Origin of the sequence: Leisingera sp. ANG-DT, from assembly GCF_000813785.1 — a bacterium.
Lineage (GTDB): Bacteria > Pseudomonadota > Alphaproteobacteria > Rhodobacterales > Rhodobacteraceae > Leisingera.
On record NZ_JWLE01000065.1, the window covers coordinates 1 to 1,111 of the forward strand.

Annotated in this window: 2 protein-coding genes; one reads left to right on the forward strand and one right to left on the reverse strand. The window is 66.9% G+C overall.

The features are described 5' to 3' along the window. Positions 1–734, forward strand: a 734-nt coding sequence (locus tag RA21_RS21595) for a LysR substrate-binding domain-containing protein (RefSeq protein WP_039152628.1), incomplete at its 5' end; no start/stop codon positions are given. Positions 735–756: 22 nt separating this feature from the next. On the opposite strand, the gene RA21_RS23315 is transcribed toward RA21_RS21595, so the two are convergent. Continuing rightward, positions 757–1,111: helix-turn-helix domain-containing protein (locus RA21_RS23315; RefSeq protein ID WP_039152630.1), on the reverse strand; the 355-nt coding region annotated here is incomplete at its 5' end.

A 1,111-nucleotide genomic window follows, 5' to 3' on the forward strand; every position in this document is an offset into this window, starting at 1 on the left:
AATCGCTGGAGGACGCGCTGCAGGCGCAGTTGTTCCATCGCCGCCCCAAGCAGGTGACGCTGACGCCAATTGGCGCGCGGGTGCTGCCGGAATTCTCCGCCGCCTTCGACCAATTGAACGCCGCCACCCGCACCTTGCGCGAAGAAGCCCAGCCATGCACCGTCCACATCGCCACCCTGCCCGCGATTGCCCAGTTCTGGCTGTCGCCGCGCCTGCCTGCCTTGCGCGCGGCGATGCCGGAGATGGTGGTGTCGGTCACGGCCACCGAGGAGCCCCCGAACCTCAAGCGCACGCCCTATGACCTGTGCCTGTTCTTCGGCGGCGGCCAGGGCGAAGTGATAGACCAGGACGTAATATTCCCGGTCTGCGCCCCCGCGCTGGCAGAGCAGCTGCGCACTCCTGCGGACCTGCAGAACGTGCCCTGCCTGTCAGACGCGGTCTGGGTGCAGGATTGGGAATATTGGCTGCAGGCCGCCTGCCCCGGCGAGACCCTGCACCTGCGGGGGCCGGAATACTCGCTCTACTCGCTGGCAGTGGAGGAGACCGTCAATGGTGCGGGTGTATTGATCGGCCATCAGGCGCTGGTTGCGCCGCTGCTGGACAGCGGCAAGCTGGTGGCGCCGTTTGCGGTCAAAGCAGAGCTGCCCCGCGAATTGAGGCTATGGAGCCTGCGCCCCTCCGGCCCGCGCAGCCCGGCAGCAAGGGTGGCGCGCTGGCTGGCGGAAAACGGTTAGAGAGAACGCGGATTAAGCTGGGTCAGCCGAGGAAGCCGCCGTCGCTGTCGTCGCCCGCTTCTTCCATCAGGCGGCGCATATCCGGCACGGTCACATGACGCTTGCCTTCCAGCTCGATGATACCGTCGCGTTTAAGCGCCGAAATCTGGCGGCTCACGGTTTCCAGCGTCAGGCCCAGGTAGTCTGCCATCGCCTCCCGCGTCAGCGGCAGGTCGAACACCATCCGGTTGGTGGCGCCGCCCGGCGTCAGCGTGGCATCGCGGCGGGCGATGATTGCCAAAAGGCTCGCGATCTTCTCACGCGCGGTCTTGCGGCCCAGCACCAGCATCCACTCGCGCGCGGCGTCGAGTTCATCCAGGGTCATCTCCAGCAGCCGG